Here is a 25,742-nt window from a genome sequence, read left to right as displayed (position 1 = left end):
CTAGGCCGCCGCCAGCGCCACCGTGCGCGCCAGCAGGCGTGACCATGCCGCGTCCGTCTCCGCCGTCCAGTCCGTTCCCATCGCCGCTTTCACGCAATCACGGATCGTGGTGAAGAAGGCATCGAACAGGTTGTCCGGCACGCCATAGGTGCCATGGTTCACTCGCTCGGCCCCGAGGATGACCGGCGCCATGATCCCGCCTTCGGCCATATCGATCAGGCAGTCGAAAGACTGTTGCAGCATCGAGCCGCGCACCCCGCCATCCGTGTCCATCAGGAACAGCGGTTCGAGGTCAGGGTGGTCAGCGAACAGGTGGGCATAGATTACGGGTGCCGGGTCGCCCTCGCGCTCGGCGAGGGCTTCAAGGCTCTGCATGATGAGATCAAGGTCTGACATGGCGCTAGTCGTCCTCGCCGTTTTCTGCCGCGTCCTTTTTCGCCGGATCATACTTGGCGAACCAGCCCATGATATTGTCCGTCTTGGCAATCAGGCGGCTCGGACGCGAGGCGATATAATGCGGCGATCCCGGCACGCGAACATAGACCGTATCCACGCCGCGCATCTTGAGTGCCGTGTAGAACTGTTCAGCCTCCCAGGCAGGCGTGCGATAGTCCTCTTCGCCCACCATGATCATCGTCGGCGTCACCACCTTGTCGATATAGCGGATCGGCGAGAACTTGAGGAAGGCTTCCGGGTCTGACCAGGGCTCGGCACGTATCCAGTGGCGCCGCACGACCTGCGCGATGTCGCCGGCCAGCGCCATTGTCATCCAGTTGATCACCGGCTTGATCGACGCTGCTGCGGCAAACCGGTCCGTCTTTGTCACGATCCATGCCGTCAGGATGCCGCCGCCCGAACCACCCGTCACGAACAGGCGTTCAGGATCGGCATATTTGCGCGCCACCATCTCGTCGACCACGCTCATCAGGTCGTCATAGTCATTGCCCGGATAGGCCTTGTCGATCAGCAGCGCAAAGTCTTCGCCATAGCCCGTCGATCCGCGCGGGTTCGACCAGACCGTGACATAGCCTTCAGCCGCATAGCGCTGGATCTCGCTGCCGAAGAAGGGGCCGTACATGGCGTAAGGCCCGCCATGGATTTCCAGGATCAGCGGGAAGCTGCCATCCGCCTTGAAGTCCGGCGGGAAAGCGACCCAGGCTTCGATCTCGCGACCGTCAGCGCTGGACGTTACCTTGATCTCCTCGACCTTCGCCATTTCGAGATAGGGCAACACATCGGCATTGAGCGCGGTCAGCACGTTCGGGTACTTCCCGTCAATGCCGACGACACCCACTTCGGCGGGGCGATCGGCAAAGCCTGCCATATAGGAGACGACCGGTTTCCGGCCGCCGCTGACAGAGAAGCTGCCATCGGCATAGGGCCGGCCGATCGAGCCGCCGCCAATGCCGGTCACGACCTGCGAAACCTTGCCCTTCAGGTCGACATTGAACAGCGTGAGCACGCCATGATCCTCGGACAGGACGAGCAGGCTCTTGCCATTGGGCGCCCACACCGTCTCGCCGATGTCACCCGGGAAGTCTGCCGCAAGTGCGCGGACGTTCGTGCCGTCGGCATCCATCAGGTAAAGATCGGCCTGCTGGTAGGACAGCGTTTTGTCGTCGAATCCGCGATACGCAATCGTCTTGCCGTCCGGCGAGACGACCGGGTCGGAGTCCGGCCCGTCGCGGCTGGTCAGCGGGGTTACCGAAAGGTCGGCCAGTTCCACGGCATAGATTTCGCTTTCGATCGGATCGAGGTCGCGATCCTCGGCGGTATTGCCCGAAACCAGCAGCGTATCATTGTCCAGCCATTCCGGCCCGGACATGTCGGCCTTGCCGAACGTGACCTGGCGCGGCGTGCCGCCGTCGACCGGTAGAACGAAGACCTGCGTCGCACCGTCCTTCAGGTAGCCCTCGCCATCAAAGCGGAAGGTCAGTGTGTCGATGACCTTCACGCCGTCGTTCCACTTGGCACCTTCCGGCGGTGTCGGCGCCTTGGCAAAGCTTGGCGCCTCGCCCTTTACGAACATGCTGAACGCGACATGCTTGCCGTCCGGCGACCACACCGTCTCCGACGGGCCTTCCAGAAATTGCGCCAGCGGGAAACTGCGGCCGGTGTCGAGATAGAAGACGCGCACTTCCGGCTTGCCGTCGGTCGCGGTCGAATAGACGATCCGCGTGCCATCCGGCGACCAGCGCGGCGAACTCGCGCCGGCAACGCCGGTTACCAGCGGGCGGTTCGAGCCGTCGGCCAGGCTCAGGATCCATATCTGGCCGGTATCCTTGTCGGTCATCCGGTCCATGGAATGGCGCACATAGGCGACCGTCTTGCCGTCCGGGGAGACCTGCGGGTCGGACGCATATTCCATGTCGAAGACGCGATCCGCCGTGAAGCGCTTGGAAGGGGCCTCATCCTCTTTCGCCGCCGCGCCGCCTGCTGCAAGCAAGACAGAGGCCCCCGCCATCATGATATGCCGGAATTTCATCGCTCACCCCTTCATGCGTGTCTGGAACCAGAGAAATAGCATGAGGGCATCGACGCGAACAACTTATTCGCGGGCGCGCGCCTGACGACTCACTCCTGCTCTTGCGATTCGCAGCCTCCCCGCGCATATAACTCGGAGGAGGCAGGTGGCGGACGGGCCATTCGCCAATCGGGTCAGGTCGGGAACGAAGCAGCCCCAACGATTTCAGCCCGGGTCGTTCGCCTGTCTCCGCCTTTTCCCTCGCTCGTGTGTCTCACATTATTTCGCGGCATCCAGTCGCGTGGTGCACGAATTGTGGAATACGTATTCGTCTGTCTGGACAGGTGATCTCGGGATGGCTTAACTGCTCGTTAACCGGAATTCCACGCCCTTTTTGACAGTTTTAAGTATTGCCCCGTTGACCCCATGTTAACCTTCCGACACTATATGTTGTGTCAGGAGAGAAGTTGGGGGCCATATCTGGCCGCCGGGGGCTTCAGTTCCTATATAATATTCAATGAAACCGGAGGGCTGCACATGTCTGCATCCGAAGCCAAGTCTGTGACCAAATCCGCGCCGCGTAAGGGCAAGCCGAAAGCAGGTGCCGAGGCGGAACTGCGCGTGGTTGAAGGCGCTCCTGTAAAGACCGATCCTTCGCGCGATGCGCTGCTGACGGATTTCGGCAAGACCACGCTGAAAGACCGCTATTTGCTGCCAGGCGAATCCTATCAGGACATGTTCGCCCGTGTGTCGACGGCCTTTGCCGATGATTCCGAGCACGCCCAGCGCCTCTACGATTATATGTCCAAACTCTGGTTCATGCCGTCCACGCCCGTCCTGTCGAATGGTGGCGCGTCGCGCGGCCTGCCGATTTCTTGCTTCCTCAACCAGGTCGGTGATTCGCTCGACGATATTGTCGAGACCTGGACCGAGAATGTCTGGCTCGCCTCGAATGGCGGCGGCATCGGCACCTATTGGGGCAATGTCCGCTCGATCGGCGAGAAAGTCGGCCAGAACGGTCAGACGTCCGGCATCATTCCTTTCATCCGCGTGATGGACTCGCTCACCCTCGCGATCAGCCAGGGCTCGCTGCGCCGTGGTTCTGCCGCCTGCTATCTCGACTGCCACCACCCGGAAATCGAGGAATTCCTCGAAATCCGCAAGGCGTCCGGCGACTTCAACCGCAAGAGCCTCAACCTGCACCACGGCATCAACATCACTGATGCCTTCATGGAAGCGGTCCGCGCCGACGAAGACTTCGGTCTGATCAGCCCGAAATCCAACGAAGTCGTCCGCACCATCAATGCCCGCAAGCTGTGGCAGAAGATTCTCGAGCTGCGCATGCAGACCGGCGAGCCCTATCTCCTGTTCACGGACACCGTGAACAATTCCATGCCGGCCCACCAGCGCAAGCTGGGCCTCAAGGTGACCCAGTCGAACCTCTGCTCGGAAATCACGCTGCCGACCGGTATCGACCATCGCGGCCAGGATCGCACGGCGGTCTGCTGCCTCTCGTCGGTCAATGCCGAGAAATTCATGGAATGGTCGAAAGACGAGCATTTCCTCGAAGACATCTTCCGCTTCCTCGACAACGTGCTCGAAGACTTCATCGAGCGTGCGCCGCCGGAAATGGCGCGGGCGGTCTATTCCGCCAAGCGCGAGCGCTCGGTCGGTCTCGGCCTGATGGGCTTCCACTCCTTCCTGCAGTCGATGAACGTCTCGATGGAAGGCGCCATGGCCAAGGTCTGGAACGAGAAGATGTTCAAGCACATCCGCCAGGGCGCGGATGCCGCTTCGGTCAAGCTCGCCAAGGAGCGTGGCCCCTGCGAGGATGCCCGCGATGTTGGCATGATGGCCCGCTTCAGCCACAAGATGGCTGTTGCGCCCACCGCATCGATCTCGATCATCTGCGGCGGCACCTCGGCAGGCATCGAGCCGATCCCGGCCAATGTCTACACCCACAAGACGCTGTCGGGCTCGTTCACCGTCAAGAACCAGCAGCTCGAAGCCCTGCTCGATCAGAAAGGTCTCAACAGCAACGAGATATGGACCTCTATCCTCGAGCATGAAGGCTCGGTGCAGCATCTCGATTGCCTCGACGCGCACGAGAAGGATGTCTTCAAGACAGCCTTCGAGCTCGACCAGCGCTGGATCATCGAGCTTGCGGCTGATCGCACACCCTATATCTGCCAGTCGCAGTCGCTGAACCTGTTCCTCAAGGGCGACGTGTCCAAGTGGGACCTGCACATGTTACACTGGACGGCGTGGGAGCGCGGCCTGAAGTCGCTCTATTACTGCCGGTCCAAGTCGGTCCAGCGCGCGGCCTTTGCCGGTTCCGAGCGGATCGAAGGCCAGAGCCTCGACACGCCGAACACCGATTATGACGAGTGTCTCGCCTGCCAGTAGGTGGCGGCCATTCCGGCAATGAACAGCAAAGCGGCCAGCTCTGAATCGGGCTGGCCGTTTTTCTTTCATAGGTGGAAAATCTGCTGCCTGAAGATCAGGCAAAAGTCGCGTCACTTGCCGCAATTCCAACAAATATATCTACAGGTTAATGGCGCCACAGCCCTATGTGGCCTGCATTTTGCGAGAAAATGCCTGCAGAATTCGGGTTGTGGAACCAAAACTACAGGTTAGCGTTATATCAACCAGAATTAATCTTTGCTGAGTGAAAGGCGTTTGGGCATGGTGTGTCCTTTATGCTACATTAAGCGGGTTGGGGTGTAATCTTCGGACAGGCGTAAGCTTACGAGGATTAGCCATGAAGGGTGTCAGGCGTATGGTATTCGCAGTAGCCTCTACAGTGTTGACGCTGGCCTGCCAGGGCTGCGTCTCAACCTCCCCACATGATTTCGTCCGGTCCGAACCGGCCGTGCCGCCAACGCTCGGCATGACGATGGCCGTTCCGGCGTCGCTTGGTGCGAGCCCGGTTCAGTCCGACGCGTCCGAGACAATCTCCATTCATGTCGTCGATGGCGCGCCTGCCCGTTTTTCGGGCACGGTCATGGGTGCCCTGCCAGCACCAGTTGCATTATTCGATGGCGCGACTCCTGCCAATTTCGGCATCTCGGCGGGTATTTTTCCGTCCGACCTGCCTGAACTCGCCTGGACCGGCAGCCCGGCCCTGCTTGCGATCACCGCTAAGCGCGGCAAGGCCCGCCTGACAGGGGCGACCCAGATCGAGAAAGACATCGCCGCCGAAGTTGCCTTCTCGGCGCCCATGGCAATGACCGGTCTCAACTTTGACGTCGGTGTCGCGCCCCGCATTGCCGTGCGCGAAGAGGGCGAACTGCTCAGCCAGCGCGTCGGTGGTGAAGTCCGTATCGGTCGTGACTTCAACATCCTCGGCAAGGACGGCCAGCCTCAAGGCTGGTACATTTTCGCCGGTGCCGATGGAGAAGCCCTCATATGGGATGCGGGCAACACCGGTTTCGCCCCGAATCTCAACGACATGTCCCTGACCGATCAGGTCACCGTAGGCGACATGCAGGCTGGCGTATCGATCCAGCGGGCAGGCGGCGAGCTCTCGCTCAGCTACATCCGCCGCGAAGTGAAATACGAAGACCGAAACGGCTCCATTAGCGACACTGAAGATTTCGCAGGTGTAAGTTTCACCATGCGCCGATAGGTGCTAGGGCACCGGCCATGATGATGGCCCAGACACGTTTTCGGGCCGCGCTAGTCGCGGCCCTTTTTGTTGCGCCCCTGGCACATGCCCAGGAGGTCATGAAGCCTGCCGTGACCTCGCTCACGGTGGAGAACGACAAGTTCGGCGGCGGCACCGACCGCAACTATTCCAACGGGCTGCGCATCGAACGCGTGTCCGGCGCCGACGAGATATTCCCGGCGCTCGAATGGGTGGCCGACCGTATCCCGTTCCTCGACCTCGAACGCCAGGAACTGCGTCAGGGCTTTGCGCTCAGCCATGTCATCTTCACGCCAGAGGACAAGACGCTGGTTGTGCCCGATCCGGCCGACCGACCGTATGCTGGTTGGCTTTTTGCCTCCGGCACTATTGTCGGCAGCAGCGCCAACACGCAGGACACGCTGCAGGTCAATCTCGGCATCGTCGGTCCCTCGGCAGGCGGCGAATTCGTCCAGAACAATTTTCACCGGATCATCGGCGTGGCCGAGGCGCAGGGATGGCCCAACCAGCTGCGCGACGAGGCCGGGATCGAGATCATCGTCCAGCGCCTGCATCGTTTCCCGGGGCCGACGCTGCCGCTCGGCGTTGAAACCGATCTCGGTTTCGATGTCGGCGGCGCACTCGGCAATGTGCGCACATATGCATCATCCGGCCTGACGGCCCGGATCGGCTGGGACCTTGATTCCAGTTTCGGCCCGCCGCGCATCCGTCCGGCGCTCTCGGGGGCGGGTGAGTTCATCCCCGGCACCGACGAAAACCCGATGGGCGGCTATCTATTCATCGGTGCCAGCGGCCGTGCGATCGGCCGCGACATGTTCCTCGATGGCAACCTGTTTCGCGATGGCCCGCGGGTTGACGACCGCAAGGATTTCGTCGGCGACCTTCAGGCCGGCCTGGCTATCTATTATCGCGAAGTCCAGCTCGCATTCACCTACGTGAACCGCACCGAGGAATTCGATTCCCAGATCACGCCGCAACGCTTCGGCGCCTTCTCAATCTCGATTGCGCATTAGAGCGTCGCCATATCGATCACGAAGCGGTACTTCACGTCGCCTTTGACCACGCGGTCATAGGCGGCATTGATGTCCTTTATGGCGATCACTTCGACATCGCTCGTCACGCCATGCTCGGCGCAGAAGTCCAGCATCTCCTGCGTCTCGGCGATGCCGCCAATGCCGGATCCGGCCACACGTCGCCGCCCGGCCAGCAACAGGCCGCCATGCATCGGCTCCAGCGGTTCGATCGCGCCGACCAGCACCATCGTGCCATTGCGGGCCAGCAGCATCAGGTAGGGGTTCAGGTCATGCTTCACCGGCACCGTATTCAGCAGGAAATCGAAACTGCCCCGATGCGCCTTCATCGCGTCCCGGTCGGTTGAGACCAGCACGTCATGCGCCCCAAGGCGCTTGGCGTCCGCGCCCTTCGCTTCTGACGTTGTGATCATCACCACCTCGCAGCCCATCGCCACGGCGAACTTCACGCCCATATGGCCCAGCCCGCCAAGGCCGATCACGCCGACCTTGTCGCCCGCCTTGACGTTCCAGTGCTTCAGCGGCGACCAGCTCGTGATCCCGGCGCACAGCAGCGGCGCCACTTCCGCCGGGTTCAGCGCGTCGGATACTTTCAGCACGAATTCGTCGCGCACCACGATCTGCTTGGAATAGCCGCCATGGGTCGGCCCACCAATCACCGGCTCGGTGCCGCCATAGGTGCCGACCGATCCCTTTTCGCAATATTGCTCGTCGCCATCATGGCAGGCCGGGCAGGCGAGGCAGGCATCCACAAGGCAGCCAACCCCAACCGTGTCACCCACTTTATGCTTCGTCACGTCCGCGCCGACCGCGCCGACCTTTCCGACAATCTCGTGCCCCGGCACGATCGGGTATTTCGTCCGCCCCCATTCATTGCGCGCCGTGTGGATGTCGCTGTGGCAAACGCCGCACCATGTGATGTCGATCAGCACGTCATTCGGCTGCAGGTCGCGCCGCGTAATCTCGAACGGCTCCACCGGCGACTCGGGGCTCTGGGAAGCATAGGCGGCAACTTGCATCGGGATTTCCTCTCGCTTTTCTTTAGCCTGACACGCAGGCGGGTTACTTGTCGAGCAGGTCACCCGGCCTTCCGGAAGGTCAGGCTGATGCGACGTGGACCGGTCATCTCGTGCACGCCGGCCTTCACAGGTAGCACGCCATGATAGGCCAGCCGCGCACTACGCCCGAACACCAGCGCATCGCCATGTTCCAGCAGCACGGTCTGTTTCGGCCCGGCCCCCTCTGTCCCGCCGATCGCGAACCGGCCGGGCAGGCCAAGCGAGACTGACACAACCGGCTGACCAAGGTCCTGCTCGTCCCGGTCCTGGTGCGCGGTCAGGCGCGTACTGACCTCATAGCAATTGATCAGGCAGGCATCGGCATCAACGTCGTCCGCGCCAAACGCCGCTGCGGCCCGCCGCGCCACATCGCGGAAGACTACAGGCATGTCCGGCCATGGCCGCCCGCTCAGCGGGTCCAGCGCATCGTAGCGATAGCCGGTCCGGTCAGACACCCAGCCGAGCTCGCCGCAATTTGTCATCGACACCGACATGGTCTTGCCACCCGGCGTCACCAGATGCCGGAAGGGCGCAGCCGCCAGCACGGGCTGCAGCGCATTCCACAGGACCGGCGCATCGACGAAGCCCGGCAGGTGCAGCACGTCCTCGCCATGCCAGCTCTCGCCCGGCCGCAATCCGCTCAGCAGGTCAGCCATCACAGCGCATCACGGAAGATGATCCCCGTCGCAAACCGCGCGCCCCGGGTCAGCGTACTCACCCCGTCGTGCATCTTCACGCGGTAGTCGCCGCGCGTGCCTTTCACGGGCCGCTCGTTCACCGCGAACACGACTGCTTCGCCCGCGCGTATCGGCACGACATGCGCCCGCGACTGCATCCTTGGCCGCTGTTCGGTCAGCACGAATTCACCTCCGTCAAAATCCTTACCGGGTTCACTCAGCAGGATAACGATCTGGAGCGGAAAAACGATCCCGCCATAGAGGTCCTGGTGCAGGCAATTATAGTCACCTTCGCGATAGGACAGGATCAGCGGCGTCGGCCGCACCTGTCCCGCCCCATGGCAAGTCTCAAGGAAAGCCACATGGGTCTCAGGATAGTGTACGTCCAGCTGCATCCGCTCGACCCAGCGATTGGCAATCGCCGCGCAGCCCGGATATAGCACCTCGCGCAGGCCAGCGATGGGCGACGGCAGGGGATATCGGAAATACTTGTACTCGCCCCGCCCGAACCCGTGCCGCGCCATGTGCACATGGCTACGATCGGGCGCATCTTCGCCGAATGCGCCGGCCAGCGCGTCCCGAGCCTCCACATCCAGCAACGTGCCGAGCGACGCAAAGCCTTGTCCATCCAGCGCCGTTTCGACGGCTGCCCAGTCTATATCCGCAGCGCTCATGCTGCCTCCTGTCTGTCTTCCAGGCCGGTTTAGTCTGGCAGGGCCGTGTCCGCATTCCGATTCATGCGGCTTGATGTGCGCGCCCTTGCGCGGCTAAACAGCGGCGCCCGTAACACGCACATGCTGGAGACCGGACATGGGTAAACATACAGCCATCGTGAGATGGTCGCGCGGCGATGATGACTTTGCAGCCAACAAGCACTCACGCGCGCATGAATGGGAATTTGACGGCGGCCTCAAAGTACCCGCCTCCGCCTCGCCCGACATTGTCCCGCTGCCCTATTCGGTCGCCGAGAATGTCGATCCGGAAGAGGCCTTTGTCGCGTCGATCTCCAGCTGTCACATGCTGTTCTATCTCCACAAGGCGCGCGATGCCGGCTTCGTCGTCAACACCTATGAAGACGACGCTGTCGGTGTGCTGGGCAAGAATGCGGCCGGTCGCATGGCGATCATCCGGGTGACGCTGAACCCGGTCGTCAGCTATGAGGGGCCGGGCCCGTCCGCTGACCAGATCGAAGCATTGCACCATGAGGCGCACGAACTCTGCTTCATCGCCAATTCGACGATGACGGAGATCACGACAAACACCGCCAACTCCTAGCCGAGGGATCCCGATTCAACAGGTGCCGCATTGTCGCCCGGCGCAACTGCCCCCACCTGAGCAACGAAGCCGACAGCATTGCCCGTTTACCCGGCCCGGAAAATCTTCCCGCCATGACGCTCGATTTCCTGACGCCCGAAATGATTCAGGCGTTCTTCGCCGTGATCGCGATCGATCTTGTGCTCGCGGGCGACAATGCCGTCGTCATCGGCATGGCAGCGGCCGGCCTTCCGAAACACCAGCGCGGCAAGGCCATCCTGATCGGCATCCTTGTTGCAACAATCCTGCGCATCGCTTTCGCGCTCATCGCGGCAGAACTTCTCCTGATCGTGGGCCTCCTGTTCGCGGGCGGCATCCGCCTGCTCTGGGTCGCATGGAAAATATGTGGCGCGAGCTGCGCGAAAGCGCCGCCCATGCCGCACAAGAGGCGCTCGCCGCCGCCGACCTTGATGGCGACGGCACCGTAGCCGGTCAGGCCCCCGGCAAAAGCTTGCGCGCCGCCGTTACCCAGATCATTCTCGCTGACGTCTCCGTGTCGCTCGACAATGTGCTCGGTGTCGCGGGCGCGGCGCGCGAACATCCCTATGTGCTCGTGTTCGGCCTCACACTCTCCATCCTGCTGATGGGGCTTGCATCATCCTTAATCGCCCGCATCCTGACCCGCCACCGCTGGATCGCCTTTGTCGGCCTCGCGGTCATCCTCTACGTCGCGCCTCACATGATGTGGCAGGGCGGTCTGGAACTGTGCAATGAAGGCCTGCCCATGATCGACATGGGCGTTCCGGCGGTCTGTAATGCCGGGCACTAGGGCTGTGCCGAATCCATCTTGCAGGCCGCACGGGACAGGCAGATAATGTGTGTGTGCCAGCGCCTGCTGGTGTTCTCACCGAAAATGAAACTCACATGGGCCGCTTCCCGAAAGCCCTGGTCATGACCCTCCTCATCATGGAGATCACGGCCATCGTCGCGCTGACAACCGTCTGGACATCATTGTCCGAGCTTCATGCCAGTCAGATACTCATCAACATTGCGCTCGGCCTCTCGGTCGCCGGTCTGTGCGTGCTCGCGGTCGTGATTTTTCGCCGCGCACTGGCGGCCGAACTCAGGCTGGAAAGTGAATCAGACGTTCAGTTCGTGGACGCTGCCGAGCCGCTGCGACATCCGCACAGGGACTTGCCCGGCCCGAACGCCGTCGGACCGGCAACCGGCCCGGTCGTGTCAGGCGATCTGTTGCTGGTCCGCAGACAGCCAGGTATTCAACGCGTCGTATGACAGCGGTCGGCTGAACAGGAATCCCTGCATCAGGTCGCAGCCGACAGACGTGACAAAGGCCGACTGCAAATTGGTTTCGATGCCTTCGGCCACGACGCCCACTTTCAGCGTCTTGGCGAGCTGCATGATCGATGTCAGCAGGTCTGCAACCTTGTAGTTCGTCCCGATGCCCTCGATCAGCGACCGGTCGATTTTCAGCTTGTCCAAAGGCAGGTCGAGCAGGGCGCGCAGGTTCGAGAATCCTGTGCCATAATCGTCGAGCGCGATCATCACGCCGGCCTCGCTCAGGCGTTGGATATTGGTGCGCGCCGCGTCGAGGTTGCCGACAATCGCGGATTCAACGATCTCCAGGCATATGTGCGTCGGTGTGGTGCCCGTCCGTGCAAGGCAGGCCAGGAACCGCTCGGCAAAGTCGCATGCGACCATTTCCGTGGGCGTGACGTTCACCGAGAGGTAGGCGATGGTTCCGTCCTCAAGCCAGGCAGCGACCTCGCGGCATGCAATGTTCAGGATCGACGTATCGAGTTCGGTGCCCAGCCCGCACTCATGGGCAAGGTCTACGAATTCGTCCGGACTGACCGGTCCATATTTCGGGTGGGTCCAGCGAGAGAGGGCTTCAACCGCGTGGATCATCCGGTTTTCGGCCCCAATGATCGGCTGGTAGAAGGGCCTGATGTCACCATTTGAAATCGCGTCCGGCAGGTCGCGGGCAAGCTGCATCCGCCGAGACAGGCCGTCGCGGATTTTCTGGTTGAAAGGCTGCACCATGCCCTTGCCGCTCCGTTTCGCGATGATCAGGGCGACGTCGGCATTGCGCATGAGCTCGTCGGCACTGTGCGCATCTTCAGAGAAGATTGAAAATCCGACCGATCCGGAAATGTCGATCTTCCTGCCGGCGGCCCGCACCGGTCGGAACACATATTTCCGGGCCTCTTCGAGGCCTTCGAGCATGATCGTGGGGTCATCCGAATGGACTTCGGTAAGAATCGCAAATTCGTCGCCGCCCCAGCGAGCGATCGTAAACACATCCGGCAATTCGGTCAGGCGCCGGCCCACCGTTTTCAGGATGAGGTCGCCGGTCGGGTGGCCATAACGGTCATTGATCTGTTTGAACCGGTCGACATCAACGATGGCCAAGCCGAAACGCCTGTCCTTGGCTCCATAGGTCTGCACCGAGGATGCGAGATCAGATTCGAAGCCGAGCCGGTTTTTCAGTCCTGTCGCGGAATCGGTCTTCGCCATGGTCATCGTCATCTTTTGCTGCATCTCCGCCAGCGACAGGCGGTCTTCAAGCTCCACCGCGCGGCGCGCTGAACTCTCGCGCAGCCGCTGCAACTGAACGCTGGCCTTCTTGATCTCGGCCTCGTAATTCACCTTGGTCGTGTTCAGCGTTTCTGTCGTGGTGACTGAGGCCAGGATAATGGCGACAAGCCCTGTCGATCCGTCAGGAAACTTGAAAGGCACCTTACGCGTCAGGGCAAAAATATCCGGACCGATCTCTTCCTCGTTGATGCTCTCCTCGCCGGCAAACACCCGATTGTCTTCGGTCCAGAAAACCTTGACCTGGTCGGCAGGGAAGAAGTCGCGATCATCCTTGCCCAGATAGTCCTTACCGGCCATCAGACCGTCAAAGGCCTTGTTGCCGTAAATCCACTGGTGCTGGGCGTTTTTGACAAACACCGGATAGGGTAGCGCATCGAAGACCTGCTGCAGTTGATCAAGGGTCTTCATCGCCCATCCCCCGCCGACGTGCCGAACGCGCACACGCAGTTCTGCCGCTGCCGCAAGCCGGTCGGTGGTGCACACTGATTGAATTCAATCATGACCGTTTACTACACTGAACAATATAACTAATTCGCTAATCCAGCGGGTGATATTTGCGTCGTGTGCAATCTGAGCGAGAACCCCGCTCATCCCGGCACAGGTCCGCGGCCGCCAAAATGGTACCAGCAACAGGCAATCTGCGTAGGGGACTCTGCCTGTCAAATAGCGTAGGGTAGTTTCAATGTAGAGTGCCCGAAAATACGTCACGGTCGTATTTCCTGTGGGCATCCCTGTGTACAAGTGTCGCAGAGGTTGCCAGAACATATTGCGCCATTAACCTGAATGAAGCACTATATGTTGTGTATATTACTCCAGACATCGACATGAACACCAAGGAGCCCCCCATGGCTGACGGAAATTCCAATGTGCCCGGCCTGCTGACCCCCAGCTTTGCCTACAAGCCGTTCCGCTACCCGTGGGCCTATGATTTCTGGAAGAAGCAGCAGCAGGTCCACTGGATGCCCGAAGAAGTGCCATTGGGCGAGGACTGCAAGGACTGGGCGGTCAAGCTGTCCGACGGCGAGCGCAACCTGCTGACCCAGATCTTCCGCTTCTTCACGCAGTCCGACATCGAGGTCGGCGCGAATTACATGACCAATTACATGCCCCTGTTCAAGCCGACAGAGGTCTCCATGATGCTGGCCAGCTTCTCCAATATGGAAACGATCCACATCGCGGCCTATGCCCTGTTGCTCGAGACCATCGGCATGCCCGATTCGGAATTCTCGGCCTTCATGGAATACCAGGAGATGGCCGCCAAGCATGACTATCTCGGCCAGTTCGGCTGCGAGACCAATGAAGACATCGCCGTCTCGATGGCCGTGTTCGGCGCCTTCACCGAGGGCCTGCAGCTGTTCGCCAGCTTCGCCATGCTGATGAACTTCCCGCGCTTCAACAAGATGAAGGGCATGGGCCAGATCGTCACCTGGTCGATCCGCGACGAGTCGCTCCACTGCGAAGGCATGATCAAGCTGTTCCACGCCTTCTGCGCTGAAACCGGCGTGATGAATGACGAATTGCGCGAGAAGATCCGCGAATGCTGCCGCACCGTGGTCGCGCTGGAAGACAAGTTCATCGACCTCGCCTTCGAGGCCGGTGAGATCGAAGGCATGACGCCTGCCGACATCAAAGGCTATATCCGCTACATCGCCGACTGGCGCCTTGGCCAGCTCAAGCTCGAGCCGATCTACGGAATCGACAAGCACCCGCTGCCCTGGCTGTCGGAAATCCTCAACGGCGTCGAGCACGCCAACTTCTTCGAACAGCGCGCCACCGAATATTCCAAGGGCGCAACCCGCGGCGACTGGCACGGCGACGACGGCGTCTGGACCAATTTCGACAAACGCAAACCCGCCGAAGTCCCGGCGGAATAGCCCACTTCATCCTCCCCCGCTCGCGGGGGAGGTGTCTGCGCGGCAGACGGAGGGGGGGCTTTAATTCGCCAGCTTGAAGTCCAGCGGGTATTCCAGTCCCGTCACGCTCACGAACTGGCCGTCGACCAGCTGTGGCGCGAACTCAGCCTTCAGGACAGACCGCTCGGCTTCGCTCTTGAACACGGGGTCGGTGCAGCTGGCCGACACCTTGTAGGGCTTGCCGCGCGGATCAATCGCGAAGGCGACACTGCACGATCCTGAAATGCCCCGCGCCGATGCACGGCTCGGATAGACCGGCATGGGCGGCCGGATCACCTGATATCCGCGTGACGACACGAGCACCGGTGAGACCGTTGGCGGGTCAATGCGCGTGGGCACCAGCGAGCCCGGCACGGCCCCCATGATGACGAGTTCTGGCATAACAACGTTTGACTTGGTGGCCGAAACCCGTGGCGGCGGCGGCGGCTTCTGCGATGTGTCCATCATCTGCGGTTTGGTCCGCTTGGTGATCGGCTTGTCGGGAGAAGGCCGGTTCGGCGTGATAATGCCCAGAATGCGCGACGGTGCCTTCACCAGCGTCACTTCCTTCACATCGATCAGCGAACTCATCAGCAGGAACAGGCCGTAGGCCACCGGCAGGGCCAGCAGGGCCGCGGTCGGGGCGCGAGAGACGGGCGAATTCAGCATGCGTATTTCCTCCGATTGACAGCAGGCCGGTCTTCCGATCATGTAATGTGATAATATATCAATATTGAGTTTTGTAAATACGCCGCCATTCATGCGTCGGGATTCAGGGAAGAAGGAGGCTTCGCCGCGCTTAGGCGCCGCGTTTGATCGCCTTGGGCGTGGCGGGCGCCAGCAGCGCGGCATCCGGCCGCCCGAGGAAATAGCCCTGTCCCTTGCGAACGCCGAGAAGCTTCAGCGTATCAAATTCAGCCTGTGTCTCGATCCCCTCGGCAATCACCTGCGCACTGGTCTCGCGGGCATAGAACATCAGGGCGCCCACCAGCGCGCGGCGGGCCGCGTCAGTGTCGACATCGCGCGTCAGGCTCATGTCCAGCTTCACGATGTCCGGCTGCAGCTGCACGATATGGCGCAGCGAGGAATATCCCGCACCTGCATCATCGATGGCCAGTTTCAGGCCGCGCCGGCGCAGTGGCTCCAGCGCCTGCAACAGCAATTCATAATCTTCGACCTGCGCATGCTCGGTAATCTCGAGCAGGATCCGATACAGTGGCTGGTCGGCCAGCAAGTTGGCAAAAGCCTCGGTGATGATCAATTCAGGCGATGCGTTCACAGACAGGTATTGATCGGCTCCCAGGTCCGGCAATATGGCCAGCGCCCGTTTCAGGGCAGCAATTTCCAGCGTTTCCGACAGGCCGACTTCGGCCGCCTCGTTGAACCAGATATCCGGTGTGCGTTTTGGCTCATCGGTGAAACGGCTCAGCGCTTCATAACCAACCGGCGCCATTCTCCCGAGATCGAAGATCGGTTGGTACACGATCGAGAAGGCCTCGCGCGCCAGGACGTCTTCGATCCGGCGGCATTGTTCGGTCCGCTGCCGGCTGTCGGCCAGCTCGTTATTGATCTGGCGCGTTGCCAGTTCTGCGAAGACGCGCATTGTGTCGAGGTCGCGGGTGTTCAGCGTCGGGTTCGGAGTGCGGCTGAGGCAGCAGAACATGCCATAGGCGCTGCCATCCTTCAGCCGGATCGGAATGCTCATGTGCGCTCCGATCGGAATCGCCTGCGTGATCGGCATGGCGGCGGCAAAGGGTTCGTCCGCCGTGTCCGGGATCAGTTCCGGCAACCGGCCTTCCAGGATATGCTGGCAATAAACATCGTCCAGGCTGTGGCTGTCGCCAATCTTGGCCAGCGCTTCGAAGCCCGGCGCATCGACGCGGCGGAACACCGATCGTCCGTCAACGAATTCCGACAGGTATGCGACGTCCATGCCGAGATGTTTGCGCACAGCCGACAGCGCCGACTGCAACAAGTCTTCCGAAACGGCTGTCGGTGACTGAGTGGCGGACGTGAGAATATCGAGGTCGGACATGGGGCAATTCCTGAGGGGCCGAGCGTCATCGCAGGTTTCGCTTGCTGTCACATCAATGGGATCGTGCAAATTTGATGGATCTGCTGCGGCGCGCGCGGTTCGGAAATCTCTCTTGACGAAACCCTCGCCGCGCCCCTAGCTCCGTCCCATGACGACTGAACTCGCCGCCTATTTCGACCGTATCGGCTTTGAATACTCGCCAAGGGCCGACGGCACGACGCTTGGTGCACTCTGCCGGGCCCATATCAATACGATCCCGTTCGAGAATCTGGACGTCCAGCTGGGCCGCAAGACCGCGCGGTCACAGGCCGAAATTCACGACAAGCTGGTGTCGCGCCAGCGTGGCGGCTGGTGCTACGAACAGAATGTGTTGATGGGCTGGGCGCTGGACGAGATCGGCTTTGACGTCACCCGCCTTGTTGCTGGCGTGATGCGCGAACAGGCCGGTGACGGACAACTCGGCAACCACATCCTTGCCTGCTTGTCCGGCTGGAGGGAGAAGACTTGCTGGTCGATGTCTGATTCGGGCCGAGCTCTCCTCGGCCCGATGCCTATCATGACGGGGGCGCGCGTCGATGCGCCATTTGAAGTCGGCCTGACACAAGTCGACGATGGCTATTGGCGCTTCCGGGAAAGCGCCCATTCCGATCCGTTCGGCTTCGATTTTACCACCGCGCCTGCCGACCAGTCCGTGCTCGATGCCAAGCGCATCTGGCAGGAGACAAATCCCGCCTCGCCCTTCGTGCAGAACCTTGTCGTGCGGCGGCGTGACGGGGTGCTCCACCACACGCTGCGCGGCAAGGTTCTGACCACGACCACGATTGTCGGTCTCGACAGCCGCGAACTCGCCACGGCTGATGAACTTGTCGATGTGCTCGATGACGTGTTCGGTATCGATATGCCCGAAGCGGCCAGCCTCTGGCCCGCCATCACCGAACGCCACGAGGCGCTGTTCCCCGGCACCTCAGAGGAAAAGGGTCAAGTGAGGGGCCGCCCGTGGCCGTGGGCGGCCCCTCCAACGCACAAGACCGGGAGGAAATGGCCTAGCGTTGTTCGGCGTCGGCGAGAATCACCACGTCTGAACTGGCGAATTCGCCCGCCGTTTCACGGCCTTCCAACGCCTGCTGATCCCGGATTTTCGAGACAGCGGACGAGACGATGCTGCTGACGCATTTACGGTCGGTATAGTCGCCGCCGAAGACAGGGACATATGTCGTGCAGGCCTCTTTCGCCTGGTCGGTGATGGCATCGAGGACCTCGGCAGCGCCAGACTTGGTTGCCAGCATGTCCTTGTCATAAGCGATGCTCACGGTGATCGGTTTTTGCTCCCCGGCAACGGCCAGCGGAGACAGGAACATGGCCGCAGCCATGATCGATACGATTGGTTTCAACATGGGATAGCCCTTTAGAAGTTAGCGCCGGAACATTCCGGCTGGAAACTCCCCCCGCAGCTGAGCCTTATGATCACTGTTCCCCGTAATGCGCCTCTCGGAGCATTGGCCAACCGGGAACAGCGAACTCATGCTGCACTGCAATAATGTTCTCGCAGACGCAGCATGGCAACGGTCGTTTTGCGAATTTTCGGTCATGGCTGCATGCTGCAGGGCTATCGCCTGATATGCGAGCGGTCTTGCCCGATCATTGGTCTGAAACAGGTCGAAAAAACAGGAAAATGTCAGGACTGCCATGCATTTGTGACACAGAAAAATGTCGACTCAGCACCGATTTTCCGATAAAAAAATACATAATTACAGTGCTTTGGGCGATTCGTCGGCGCCCTCTGGGGAAAGGCGGTACATCGGGGGCGCCACCGCCGCCATTGGCTCCGCGTCACCACGCCTGCCTCCGCGCCGCACTTATCCCCTGGTTCTGAACGTCTGAATCCCAGCACCGGCGAGGTATTCCGGGCCGCACCCATCGAACTTGTCCCCCTCCCGGCAGGCCATGGCAGGATAAGGCCATCATGTTCCAGCCCGACCAAGCCCTTCGCAGCCTCACCCTCGTCTCCTGGCGACGGGCCGATTATTACGTGCAGAAACTGGTGAGCGGCCTGAACCTTGGAATCACCGGCTGCAGGCCCTTCCTGAAACGCAGCGAATGCGTCCGCCTGCGCCGACAACTCGTGCGCATTGAAACCCTGACGCGCCGCGTGCTTGTCCTCTTCGTTCTCGAAGGCCCGTTGCCGCACGTGACAGTGCGGGCAGGGCAGGCGGCCCCGGGCCGGCGTCCGTCGTGCATCGCCCCCCGCGCCGCGCCGTTTCTTCACCCCGCCCATCTTCCGCCTCGCCGACCCGCGCCCCCGCAGCACACCCGTGCCACCCCCGCGCACGCTCCGCCCACGCCTTCTCTATCCCGACCAGCCGCTGCCGCCGCCCGAGCCGGGCGAGTTCCCGCCGCTCGCTGACGACCTGGTGCCCGCCACGCCGCTGATACGCCGGGCCCGCGCTCTCAAAGCCCTGTTTGACGATCCGGTCCCCCATATCGCGCGCATGGCCCAGTGCCTTACCCGGGCCCGCCTCAGCCCCGCCCGGCCGCTCCCTTTGGCAGGCCGCCTGCCACCCGTGGCCCGCACCCGCCGGCAGGACGCGACCGAACGCGACGCCGCCCTCGAAATTCACCGAACGGCCCGCCTCGCGCTCGCCCATTTCGACACGTCCTGACCTGCCATAGATTTCAGCAATGGCAGTGGGAGCATGCTTTTTATTGGTAATTGAGAATCGTTCGCATATATGACTCCTGTCCGATAGGAGTCCCGAAATGCCCCAAGCCATGCTGAAAACCTGCACCTATAGCCTGATGCACCTGACGATCGCCGTCACGGTGGCTTTCGTGCTGACCCAGGACTGGCGCATCGCCCTCGGTGTCGGCGTGATCGAGCCCATGGTGCAGACGGTTGCCTACACGTTCCACGAACGCATGTGGAAGCGGGCAGGAGCGCACACCTTCCGACACAGGGAAGCGATCGCCGGAGCCAGCCTCTGAAAGATTACAAAAAAATGTGATTACATCTGTAGCCAAGGGGCGTAACGGCGTTTGCATGCGCAGGGCCAGCCGACGCCTTGTCCTGATGGATACAGACCGACATGTCCCTGCCGACACCTGCCAATGACACGACGGATACGCTGAGCAAGGTCGCGACCGTCACCTTCATTTTCTGGATCATGAAAATCTGCGCCACCACGGTCGGAGAGACCGGCGGCGACCTTTTGTCGATGACGATGAATATCGGCTATGCCGCCAGCTCCCTCATCCTGATCGGCTTCTTCCTTGTCACCCTTGTCCTGCAGATGCGGTCAGACCGTTTCCACCCCTTCCTCTACTGGGCGGTCATCCTCGCCACCTCCACCGCGGGCACCACGATATCCGACTACATGGACCGCACCCTCGGCCTCGGTTACGCAACAGGGGCCATTATCCTGGTTAGCCTCCTCGTTGGCATCCTGCTCGCCTGGCATGTCACCATGGGCTCGATCAAGGTCGACCATATCCGCAAGCCGCAGGTGGAACTGTTCTACTGGGCAGCCATCCTTGCTTCCAACACGCTCGGCACCGCGCTGGGTGACTATCTCGCCGACAGTTCGGGGCTCGGCTATGGCCTCTCGAACCTGCTCATCTCCGGCGGTATCGCACTTTGCGTCCTCGGTTATTTCTTCACCCCGATCTCGCGTACGGCCCTGTTCTGGGCGGCCTTCGTCCTCACCCGGCCCTTCGGCGCCACGATGGGCGACCTGCTGACCAAGTCACCCGACAAGGGCGGCCTCGGCATCGGAACCGCCGGGTCCAGCGCCGTCCTGCTCGCCATTCTGGTCGCCCTCATCGCCTGGACGGTCTGGGGCCAACGAAAGCCTGCAACAGCGTCCGACGATTGACGACGCGCGCCTTTTCCGCCATCTGGGTGCATGACGAAACTGATCACACCCAAAGCCGTTGTCGACGCCCTTGAGGCCCTCTACAGCGAAGCCGTCGAGGCGCTCTCCGGCGCTCTCGATCTCTACCTTCACAAAGGCACCCCGCCCGACAGCGAGCTGCGTGACAGCGGTGCCTTCTGCTATCCGCAGATCCGGCTCATCTATGATCCCGACGGCCCGCCGCCGCCCATCAGCCGCGCCTTCGGCAAGATGTCCGAGGCCGGAACCTATATTTCCAGCTTCACACGGCCGGATTTCTTTCGCGCCTATCTGATCGAACAGCTCACCCCGCTGATGCGCGACTATGACGTCGAAGTCTTCGTCGAGCGCTCGACCCAGGAAATCCCCTATGCCTATGTCTGGGAACAGGGTCAGGCCGAAGGCCTTGAGGAGATTTCGCCGGCCGAACTCGCCCGCTGGTTCCCCAGCCCGCAGCTCGCTGACATCGGCGATGAAGTGGCCGATGGCGAATTGTTCGAGCCAATGGACACCCATCCGCTCGCTCTGTTCGATGCCCCGCGTGTCGACCTCTCGCTGAAGCGGCTCCAGCACTATAGCGGCACGCCGGTCGAGCATTTTCAGGACTATGTCCTGTTCACCAACTACCACCGCTATGTCGATGCCTTCTGCGACTGGGCGATCGAACAGATCGATGCCGATAATCACTACACCTCGCTGTCGGTTCCCGGCGGTCTGGAAGTGTCCAGCGTCACCGGCACGTCGCGCGCCGATATCGACGCCGCCCCATGGCGCCGGTTCCAGATGCCGGCCTATCACCTGCGCGCCCCGAACGGCGCCGGCATCACGCTGGTCAATATCGGCGTCGGCCCGTCCAACGCCAAGACGATCACCGACCACCTCGCTGTCCTGCGCCCGCAGGTCTGGATCATGGTCGGCCATTGCGGCGGCCTGCGCCACAGCCAGTCCATCGGCGATTATGTCCTCGCCCATGCCTACCTGCGCGAAGACCATGTGCTCGACGCCGTCCTGCCGCCGGAAATCCCGGTGCCGGCCCTGGCCGAAGTCCAGGTCGCGCTACAGGAAGCTGCCGCCCGGGTCACCGGCGATACCGGCGATGCGCTCAAGCGCCGCCTGCGCACAGGCACGGTTGTCACCACGGATGACCGCAACTGGGAACTGCGCTTCACCGCCACGGCCCGGCGTTTCAACAAGTCGCGCGCCATCGCCATCGACATGGAAAGCGCCACGATCGCCGCCAATGGTTATCGCCTGCGCGTGCCCTATGGCGTGCTGCTCTGCGTCTCCGACAAGCCGCTGCATGGCGAGATCAAGCTGCCCGGGGCGGCCAACCGTTTCTACGAACGCTCCATCGCCCAGCACATCCGTATCGGGATCGAAACCCTCGAAATGCTCGCCGCCGACAAGGGCGCCAAACTGCATAGCCGCAAACTGAGAGCCTTCGACGAACCACCGTTCCGGTAGGCCCTCAGCATAAAGCGCAAGCTGCGCACTGACAAGGCGGGCGCCGAAGCGCCCGCCTTGTCAGTTCTGTCTGAGGCTGAACGCCTATTTTGCGTCGAGCTTGGTGATCTTCGTGCCTTCAATGCTGAGGCCGGCCATCAGGCCCTTCTGGTCGAAGATGAACGCATAGGCGTCTTCCTTCAGCGTCGAAGTCGAGAGGTTCTCTGCGACACCGGCATTGACGAGAACAACTGTCGGGCCGACGCCGATTTCCCAGCCATCTGAGTCCGAGACATATTTCATGGCGTCATCATTCATCAGGAACACGGCATAACCGTATTGCTGCGCGCCGGCCTGCAGGCCCCACGAGCCGGTGAACGTGCTGTAATAGTCCTGCACGGCGCCGCCCTTGCGCATTTCGCCTTCGCCATACGCGCCGCCAACCCCGAGACCGGCTTTCACGATCGAAGGGAAGATCAGCACGGCGTGCGATTTCGCGGCGATGGCCTTGGCGGCCGAATTGTCGGCGATCAGGCGGTTGAGCGCTTGAGTGCTCTGTGCATCGATGTCCTGGCGGCTGACTTCATCCGGCATGCTTGTGCAGGCGGTCGTAACCAGCGGCGTGCCGACAACGAGGCAGGCGGCGAGCAGGGCGGAACGGAATTTTGCCATAGGGGAGTCTCCTGTTTAGGCAGCTTATATTGCGTGTCTTTCAACGGAGGAAGTCACAATTCGTTCCTCGCCGTTGTGATTCAGGTCAAGGACAGGGTGGACCGTCAGCTGGTACCAGCCATTCGGTCTGGACGGGCCGGCGATCCCGCGCTAGCTCGTGTCTCATGAACAATCGCATTCTCCCGTTCGACGGTGTCCGTAATTTTCGTGATTTCGGCGGTTACGCCTCGCGTCATGGCGGCAATGTAAAGCGCGGCCTCCTGTTCCGCTCCGGCCATTATGCCGAAGCCACCGAGGCAGACCTTGAAAAGATTGCCGATCTCGGCATCCACCTGCAGGCAGACCTGCGCCGCCCCGACGAGCGCGAGAAGCAGCCCGGCATATGGTCGGCCCCCAATACGCTCACACATGATGGCGGCCGCGAAACAGACGCGCCCCACACCCGCTTCCTGACGCAGCTCGAGGTCGATGCCGACTCTGCCGATGGCTGGATGAACGACTATTACCGGCTCGCTCCCTACAAGCCCCACCACACCGAGCTCTTCTCAGACTGGTTCCGGCACCTGGCAGGGCTGGAGGGCGATGCGGCGGGTGTCGTCAATTGCGCCGCCGGCAAGGACCGCACCGGCATCCTGTGCGCGCTGACCCATCATGTCCTCGGCGTCGGCGAGGAAGATATCCGCTCTGACTATAACCTCACCAACGAGGCCGTGAACGTATCGCTCTTCCTTCCGGATGCCGCCAAGTATTTCAACGACATGCTGGGCAAGCACCATGATGTCGAGGTCTACCGGCCCTTCCTCGGAGTGCGCCTGCGCTATCTCGAAACGGCCGTTGCCACGATTACGGCGAATTCCGGCTCGCTTGACGCCTATCTCTCCGACACGCTTTTCGTCGACGACGCGATGCAGACGGCGATTCGCGACCGGCTGATCGACCCGGCCTGAAACAGGGTTGCGCAGCGCGCATCCAGAGCCTTGCTTTGTTTCCTTGCCCCGGTCCTGCCGAACCCGCTAAAGTCGGCGCAATGAGCGAATCCGAAATCCCCGAGCGCGACGACCAGACCTTCTCCATGTTCGGAGAGGAGGACCCGTCCGCGAAACCGACGGCCTATCAGGTTCTTGCCCGCAAATACCGCCCGCGCCTGTTCACCGACCTGATCGGCCAAGAGGCCATGGTCCGCACGCTCTCGAATGCGTTCGACACGGGCCGCATTGCCCATGCCTTCATGCTGACCGGCGTGCGCGGCGTCGGCAAGACGACCACGGCGCGCCTGCTGGCCCGCGGCCTGAACTACAGCCGGGAAGGGGCCGACGGCCCGTCAATCCATCTCGACCCGCCGGGCGACCATTGCGACGCCATCATGGCCAGCCGCCATCCCGACGTGCTGGAACTCGATGCTGCCTCCCGTACCGGCGTCGCCGACATGCGCGACCTGCTCGACGGGGCCCGCTACGCCCCCGTCTCGGCGCGCTACAAGGTCTACATTATCGATGAGGTTCACATGCTGTCGACAGCCGCGTTCAACGCGCTGCTGAAGACGCTGGAAGAGCCGCCGCCGCATGTGAAATTCATCTTCGCCACCACGGAAATCCGCAAGGTGCCGGTCACGGTCCTGTCGCGCTGCCAGCGGTTTGACCTCAAGCGCCTCGACTCGGTCGAGCTTGCCGCCCATCTCAAACGCATCGCCGACCGCGAAGGCGCAAAGGTCTCCGAGGAAGGCCTCGCGCTCATCGCGCGTGCCGCCGAAGGCTCGGTCCGCGACGCGCTCTCGATCCTCGACCAGGCCATCGTCCAGACCATGGATGGCAGCGAAGTCAGCGGCGCCGCCGTACGCGACATGCTGGGCCTTGGCGACCGGGGCCGCCTGCTCGATGCGTTCAGCTTCGCGATCAATGGCGATGCGAAAGACGCCCTCACCGAGATCCGCGAACAGGTCCATGCCGGGGCTGACCCCGCCGTGATCCTGAAAGACCTGATGGACATTGCCGCCGACGTCTCCGTCGCGCAGGCGACCGGCGGCGACTATGATCCCGGCGGCCCGGCCGACTGGGCCGCGCGCACGCAGGCCATGGCTCAGAAGCTGACGCCCGCGCAGGCGTCACGCTGCTGGCAGATCCTTCTATCAGGCTTCAACGACCTGCAGACGGCGCCCGATACGGCGACGGCGCTCAACATGGTCGTACTGCGCCTGACCGCCGCCAGCAGCCTGCCCTCGCCGGAAGATGCCGCCCGCCTGCTCGCTGCCGGAGGCAGTGCTTCGCCGGGAAAGCCTGACGCTCCCCAAGAGGTGCCGCACCATCCCGGCGGCATCACAAGCTTTGCCGATATCATTGCCCGCCTCGACGAATTGCGCGAGGTGAACCTCCAAGTCGAACTAGAACGCTACGTGCGCCCGGGCAAGATCGTGCCGGGCCATCTTGAATGCGAACTCGAATCCGGCGCTCCCGCCGGCCTGCTGTCGCGCTTGAAGAAATTCCTCGAATACGAAACCGAGATGGACTGGAGCGTGGACCAGGTCTCTGGCGGCGGTGAAACCGTTCGCCAGTCGGAAACCCGCACGCGGGAGGAGCGCCATGCCTCGGCCGCGGCCCATCCGGCGGTCGCCGCAGCCCTCAGAAACCTGCCGGGCGCCACGATCATTGACGTCATCGAGCCCGAAGCGCTTGAAACCGACGCTCCGGCCGACAATGTTATCCGCCTGAACGCCCGGCGCTAGAAACAGGAAAGATCCCGATGAAAGACCTCGCCAAGATCATGCAGCAGGCCCAGGAAATGCAGGCCAAGATGCAGGAAGCCCAAGTGAAGATCGAGGCCACCGAGGCTGACGGCGTCGCCGGTGCCGGCCTTGTCCGGATCCGCCTCAAGGGCAAGGGCGAACTGATCTCGGTCGACATTGATCCATCCCTGATGGGTGACGATCCGGAAATCCTCGAAGACCTGCTGAAGGCCGCTCACTCCGACGCCCGCAAGCGCCTCGACCAGGCCATGGAAGATGCGATGAAGACGGCGACTCAGGGCCTCGGCGGCGGCATGCTGCCCGGCTTCAAGCTGCCGTTCTGATCGC

General features: G+C 61.8%; 23 protein-coding genes, 1 other RNA gene and 2 pseudogenes. 16 read left to right on the top strand and 10 right to left on the bottom strand.

Features of this window, described 5'->3' with window-relative positions:
• Positions 1–396: a globin gene (locus ACESNB_RS14445; protein WP_373008513.1), complete on the bottom strand. Its 396-nt coding sequence runs from the start codon at positions 394–396 to the stop codon at positions 1–3.
• A gap of 4 nt (positions 397–400) precedes the next feature.
• On the bottom strand, positions 401–2,485 hold the full coding sequence (locus ACESNB_RS14440; protein ID WP_373008511.1) for a prolyl oligopeptidase family serine peptidase: 2,085 nt from the start codon (positions 2,483–2,485) through the stop codon (positions 401–403).
• Between the two features lie 139 nt (positions 2,486–2,624).
• Between ACESNB_RS14440 and ffs the strand changes: the two genes are divergently transcribed.
• The 4 genes from ffs to ACESNB_RS14420 all read left to right on the top strand — a co-directional run bounded on the left by ffs (position 2,625) and on the right by ACESNB_RS14420 (position 7,123).
• Positions 2,625–2,716: signal recognition particle sRNA small type (gene ffs / locus ACESNB_RS14435), an RNA gene on the top strand.
• A 285-nt stretch (positions 2,717–3,001) separates the two neighbouring features.
• Positions 3,002–4,870 (top strand): ribonucleoside-diphosphate reductase subunit alpha, encoded by a 1,869-nt coding sequence (locus ACESNB_RS14430; protein WP_373008509.1) that lies wholly within the window; start codon positions 3,002–3,004, stop codon positions 4,868–4,870.
• 373 nt (positions 4,871–5,243) lie between these two features.
• On the top strand, positions 5,244–6,092 hold the full coding sequence (locus ACESNB_RS14425; protein ID WP_373008507.1) for a hypothetical protein: 849 nt from the start codon (positions 5,244–5,246) through the stop codon (positions 6,090–6,092).
• A 17-nt stretch (positions 6,093–6,109) separates the two neighbouring features.
• The gene (locus ACESNB_RS14420) at positions 6,110–7,123 is read left to right on the top strand and encodes a lipid A deacylase LpxR family protein (RefSeq protein WP_373008505.1); all 1,014 of its coding nucleotides are present in this window, start codon (positions 6,110–6,112) and stop codon (positions 7,121–7,123) included.
• On the opposite strand, the gene ACESNB_RS14415 is transcribed toward ACESNB_RS14420, so the two are convergent.
• The 3 genes from ACESNB_RS14415 to ACESNB_RS14405 are packed head-to-tail and all read right to left on the bottom strand — an operon-like array spanning position 7,120 to position 9,550.
• Entirely contained in the window at positions 7,120–8,160 is a 1,041-nt protein-coding gene (locus ACESNB_RS14415) for an NAD(P)-dependent alcohol dehydrogenase (protein ID WP_373008503.1), read from the bottom strand. The genes ACESNB_RS14420 and ACESNB_RS14415 overlap by 4 nt on opposite strands.
• 59 nt (positions 8,161–8,219) lie before the next feature.
• On the bottom strand, positions 8,220–8,855 hold the full coding sequence (locus tag ACESNB_RS14410) for an alpha-ketoglutarate-dependent dioxygenase AlkB (RefSeq protein ID WP_373008501.1): 636 nt from the start codon (positions 8,853–8,855) through the stop codon (positions 8,220–8,222).
• Complete coding sequence (locus ACESNB_RS14405) at positions 8,855–9,550, bottom strand: 2OG-Fe(II) oxygenase (RefSeq protein WP_373008499.1); 696 nt, start codon at positions 9,548–9,550, stop codon at positions 8,855–8,857. Before ACESNB_RS14405 ends, ACESNB_RS14410 begins: the two co-directional genes overlap by 1 nt.
• Before the next feature lie 136 nt (positions 9,551–9,686).
• Here ACESNB_RS14405 and ACESNB_RS14400 point away from each other — a divergent pair, with 136 nt between their 5' ends.
• The 3 genes and pseudogenes from ACESNB_RS14400 (at position 9,687) to ACESNB_RS14390 (ending at position 11,423) form a co-directional block, all read left to right on the top strand.
• Positions 9,687–10,151 carry an OsmC family protein gene (locus ACESNB_RS14400; protein ID WP_373008497.1) on the top strand — a complete coding sequence of 155 codons (465 nt, stop codon included), beginning with the start codon at positions 9,687–9,689 and terminating at the stop codon, positions 10,149–10,151.
• Between the two features lie 113 nt (positions 10,152–10,264).
• Positions 10,265–10,959: pseudogene (locus ACESNB_RS14395) on the top strand (TerC family protein).
• A 95-nt stretch (positions 10,960–11,054) separates the two neighbouring features.
• Positions 11,055–11,423: a hypothetical protein gene (locus tag ACESNB_RS14390; RefSeq protein WP_373008495.1), complete on the top strand. Its 369-nt coding sequence runs from the start codon at positions 11,055–11,057 to the stop codon at positions 11,421–11,423.
• Here ACESNB_RS14390 and ACESNB_RS14385 read toward each other — a convergent pair.
• Complete coding sequence (locus ACESNB_RS14385; protein WP_373008493.1) at positions 11,370–13,154, bottom strand: EAL domain-containing protein; 1,785 nt, start codon at positions 13,152–13,154, stop codon at positions 11,370–11,372. The two genes, ACESNB_RS14390 and ACESNB_RS14385, sit on opposite strands and share 54 nt — an antisense overlap.
• 437 nt (positions 13,155–13,591) lie before the next feature.
• On the opposite strand from ACESNB_RS14385, the gene ACESNB_RS14380 reads away from it, so the two are divergent.
• Positions 13,592–14,620: a ribonucleotide-diphosphate reductase subunit beta gene (locus ACESNB_RS14380; protein ID WP_373008491.1), complete on the top strand. Its 1,029-nt coding sequence runs from the start codon at positions 13,592–13,594 to the stop codon at positions 14,618–14,620.
• A 60-nt stretch (positions 14,621–14,680) separates the two neighbouring features.
• Here ACESNB_RS14380 and ACESNB_RS14375 read toward each other — a convergent pair whose 3' ends face one another.
• Positions 14,681–15,307, bottom strand: coding sequence for a TonB family protein (locus tag ACESNB_RS14375; RefSeq protein ID WP_373008489.1), 627 nt, complete (start codon positions 15,305–15,307; stop codon positions 14,681–14,683).
• 130 nt (positions 15,308–15,437) lie between these two features.
• Entirely contained in the window at positions 15,438–16,673 is a 1,236-nt protein-coding gene (locus ACESNB_RS14370; protein WP_373008487.1) for an EAL domain-containing protein, read from the bottom strand.
• Positions 16,674–16,821: 148 nt separating this feature from the next.
• Here ACESNB_RS14370 and ACESNB_RS14365 point away from each other — a divergent pair.
• Positions 16,822–17,565, top strand: a pseudogene (locus ACESNB_RS14365) (arylamine N-acetyltransferase); the annotation flags it as partial.
• 151 nt (positions 17,566–17,716) lie between these two features.
• Here the strand turns inward: ACESNB_RS14365 and ACESNB_RS14360 are convergent.
• Positions 17,717–18,067 carry a UrcA family protein gene (locus tag ACESNB_RS14360; RefSeq protein ID WP_373008485.1) on the bottom strand — a complete coding sequence of 117 codons (351 nt, stop codon included), beginning with the start codon at positions 18,065–18,067 and terminating at the stop codon, positions 17,717–17,719.
• 918 nt (positions 18,068–18,985) lie between these two features.
• Between ACESNB_RS14360 and ACESNB_RS14355 the strand changes: the two genes are divergently transcribed.
• From ACESNB_RS14355 to ACESNB_RS14340, 4 genes are all read left to right on the top strand, one after another.
• Positions 18,986–19,333, top strand: a complete 348-nt coding sequence (locus tag ACESNB_RS14355) for a hypothetical protein (RefSeq protein WP_373008483.1) — start codon at positions 18,986–18,988, stop codon at positions 19,331–19,333.
• Positions 19,334–19,430: 97 nt separating this feature from the next.
• On the top strand, positions 19,431–19,655 hold the full coding sequence (locus ACESNB_RS14350; RefSeq protein WP_373008481.1) for a DUF2061 domain-containing protein: 225 nt from the start codon (positions 19,431–19,433) through the stop codon (positions 19,653–19,655).
• A gap of 140 nt (positions 19,656–19,795) precedes the next feature.
• On the top strand, positions 19,796–20,542 hold the full coding sequence (locus ACESNB_RS14345) for a hypothetical protein (protein ID WP_373008515.1): 747 nt from the start codon (positions 19,796–19,798) through the stop codon (positions 20,540–20,542).
• 30 nt (positions 20,543–20,572) lie between these two features.
• Positions 20,573–22,024 carry an AMP nucleosidase gene (locus ACESNB_RS14340; protein ID WP_373008479.1) on the top strand — a complete coding sequence of 484 codons (1,452 nt, stop codon included), beginning with the start codon at positions 20,573–20,575 and terminating at the stop codon, positions 22,022–22,024.
• An 84-nt stretch (positions 22,025–22,108) separates the two neighbouring features.
• Here ACESNB_RS14340 and ACESNB_RS14335 read toward each other — a convergent pair whose 3' ends face one another.
• Positions 22,109–22,675 carry a YSC84-related protein gene (locus ACESNB_RS14335; RefSeq protein ID WP_373008477.1) on the bottom strand — a complete coding sequence of 189 codons (567 nt, stop codon included), beginning with the start codon at positions 22,673–22,675 and terminating at the stop codon, positions 22,109–22,111.
• 164 nt (positions 22,676–22,839) lie between these two features.
• Between ACESNB_RS14335 and ACESNB_RS14330 the strand changes: the two genes are divergently transcribed.
• The 3 genes from ACESNB_RS14330 (at position 22,840) to ACESNB_RS14320 (ending at position 25,738) form a co-directional block, all read left to right on the top strand.
• Positions 22,840–23,622, top strand: coding sequence for a tyrosine-protein phosphatase (locus tag ACESNB_RS14330; protein WP_373008475.1), 783 nt, complete (start codon positions 22,840–22,842; stop codon positions 23,620–23,622).
• 80 nt (positions 23,623–23,702) lie between these two features.
• The gene (locus tag ACESNB_RS14325; protein WP_373008473.1) at positions 23,703–25,394 is read left to right on the top strand and encodes a DNA polymerase III subunit gamma/tau; all 1,692 of its coding nucleotides are present in this window, start codon (positions 23,703–23,705) and stop codon (positions 25,392–25,394) included.
• Between the two features lie 17 nt (positions 25,395–25,411).
• Entirely contained in the window at positions 25,412–25,738 is a 327-nt protein-coding gene (locus tag ACESNB_RS14320; RefSeq protein WP_373008471.1) for a YbaB/EbfC family nucleoid-associated protein, read from the top strand.
• Positions 25,739–25,742: the final 4 nt, after the last annotated feature.

Source organism: Hyphomonas sp., from assembly GCF_041689225.1.
GTDB lineage: Bacteria > Pseudomonadota > Alphaproteobacteria > Caulobacterales > Hyphomonadaceae > Hyphomonas.
Note: the sequence above shows the minus strand (reverse complement) of the source record. Positions and strands in the feature narration are given on the sequence as shown.

Bases quoted from the DNA above. Each gene is read 5' to 3' on its own strand.
- ACESNB_RS14445 (WP_373008513.1), bottom strand. From the start codon at position 396: ATGTCAGACCTTGATCTCATCATGCAGAGCCTTGAAGCCCTCGCCGAG.
- ACESNB_RS14440 (WP_373008511.1), bottom strand. From the start codon at position 2,485: ATGAAATTCCGGCATATCATGATGGCGGGGGCCTCTGTCTTGCTTGCA.
- ACESNB_RS14430 (WP_373008509.1), top strand. From the start codon at position 3,002: ATGTCTGCATCCGAAGCCAAGTCTGTGACCAAATCCGCGCCGCGTAAG.
- ACESNB_RS14425 (WP_373008507.1), top strand. From the start codon at position 5,244: ATGGTATTCGCAGTAGCCTCTACAGTGTTGACGCTGGCCTGCCAGGGC.
- ACESNB_RS14420 (WP_373008505.1), top strand. From the start codon at position 6,110: ATGATGATGGCCCAGACACGTTTTCGGGCCGCGCTAGTCGCGGCCCTT.
- ACESNB_RS14415 (WP_373008503.1), bottom strand. From the start codon at position 8,160: ATGCAAGTTGCCGCCTATGCTTCCCAGAGCCCCGAGTCGCCGGTGGAG.
- ACESNB_RS14410 (WP_373008501.1), bottom strand. From the start codon at position 8,855: ATGGCTGACCTGCTGAGCGGATTGCGGCCGGGCGAGAGCTGGCATGGC.
- ACESNB_RS14405 (WP_373008499.1), bottom strand. From the start codon at position 9,550: ATGAGCGCTGCGGATATAGACTGGGCAGCCGTCGAAACGGCGCTGGAT.
- ACESNB_RS14400 (WP_373008497.1), top strand. From the start codon at position 9,687: ATGGGTAAACATACAGCCATCGTGAGATGGTCGCGCGGCGATGATGAC.
- ACESNB_RS14390 (WP_373008495.1), top strand. From the start codon at position 11,055: ATGGGCCGCTTCCCGAAAGCCCTGGTCATGACCCTCCTCATCATGGAG.
- ACESNB_RS14385 (WP_373008493.1), bottom strand. From the start codon at position 13,154: ATGAAGACCCTTGATCAACTGCAGCAGGTCTTCGATGCGCTACCCTAT.
- ACESNB_RS14380 (WP_373008491.1), top strand. From the start codon at position 13,592: ATGGCTGACGGAAATTCCAATGTGCCCGGCCTGCTGACCCCCAGCTTT.
- ACESNB_RS14375 (WP_373008489.1), bottom strand. From the start codon at position 15,307: ATGCTGAATTCGCCCGTCTCTCGCGCCCCGACCGCGGCCCTGCTGGCC.
- ACESNB_RS14370 (WP_373008487.1), bottom strand. From the start codon at position 16,673: ATGTCCGACCTCGATATTCTCACGTCCGCCACTCAGTCACCGACAGCC.
- ACESNB_RS14360 (WP_373008485.1), bottom strand. From the start codon at position 18,067: ATGTTGAAACCAATCGTATCGATCATGGCTGCGGCCATGTTCCTGTCT.
- ACESNB_RS14350 (WP_373008481.1), top strand. From the start codon at position 19,431: ATGCCCCAAGCCATGCTGAAAACCTGCACCTATAGCCTGATGCACCTG.
- ACESNB_RS14340 (WP_373008479.1), top strand. From the start codon at position 20,573: ATGACGAAACTGATCACACCCAAAGCCGTTGTCGACGCCCTTGAGGCC.
- ACESNB_RS14335 (WP_373008477.1), bottom strand. From the start codon at position 22,675: ATGGCAAAATTCCGTTCCGCCCTGCTCGCCGCCTGCCTCGTTGTCGGC.
- ACESNB_RS14330 (WP_373008475.1), top strand. From the start codon at position 22,840: ATGAACAATCGCATTCTCCCGTTCGACGGTGTCCGTAATTTTCGTGAT.
- ACESNB_RS14325 (WP_373008473.1), top strand. From the start codon at position 23,703: ATGAGCGAATCCGAAATCCCCGAGCGCGACGACCAGACCTTCTCCATG.
- ACESNB_RS14320 (WP_373008471.1), top strand. From the start codon at position 25,412: ATGAAAGACCTCGCCAAGATCATGCAGCAGGCCCAGGAAATGCAGGCC.